The 552-nt window shown below is 30.4% G+C and carries 1 protein-coding gene; it reads left to right on the top strand.

All coding sequences use genetic code 11. The annotated features are described in order from the left end of the window. Positions 1-547 (top strand): hypothetical protein (locus tag BBG47_RS28400; RefSeq protein WP_217492556.1); only part of this gene is annotated, 547 nt, incomplete at its 5' end. Positions 548-552: the final 5 nt, after the last annotated feature.

Below are 552 nucleotides of genomic sequence, written 5' to 3' on the forward strand. Positions count from 1 at the left end.
TCATTTACACAAAATTCTTGACGCTACCTTGTTAGAAGGGCATATAATAAAAGTCTCAATAAGAGGTGAAATGGAGGTAGAAGTGATCTATGAATTTTTAAAGTCCATTAAAAAATTCATAACTGCCGATTGTACCGATAGAATAGTTAAGATAACTAATATTGCTTACAAGGAAACTAATTTTGATGCAATGTTATGTATACCTTCATCGTATCATACTAGTTTTGCAACTTATAGCGATAGACTCCATCAAAAAACCATAGATGTATTTCCAATATATAATTGTGAATTTAGTGGGGATGAGTCTCCTGATACAGTTAAACTTTTGCGACAAGATATTGTTTCAACTGTAAATTGGAACCGAAAAAAATCTCCAAAAATTAAGCTTCGTTATAAAAATAACAAAACCAAAAGCGGCACGATTGGGCGAAAATTATATTTAGATAAATGGAATAACCTTTCACATGAACTAAATAGTTTACAAGACTGTACAGATTTTTCTTCTTTTATTGAAGTTGAAAATGGTAGCGTCAAGAATTTTGTGTAAATGAA

The sequence above is a fragment of the Paenibacillus sp. KS1 genome (assembly GCF_001680695.1).
GTDB lineage: Bacteria > Bacillota > Bacilli > Paenibacillales > Paenibacillaceae > Paenibacillus_B > Paenibacillus_B suaedae.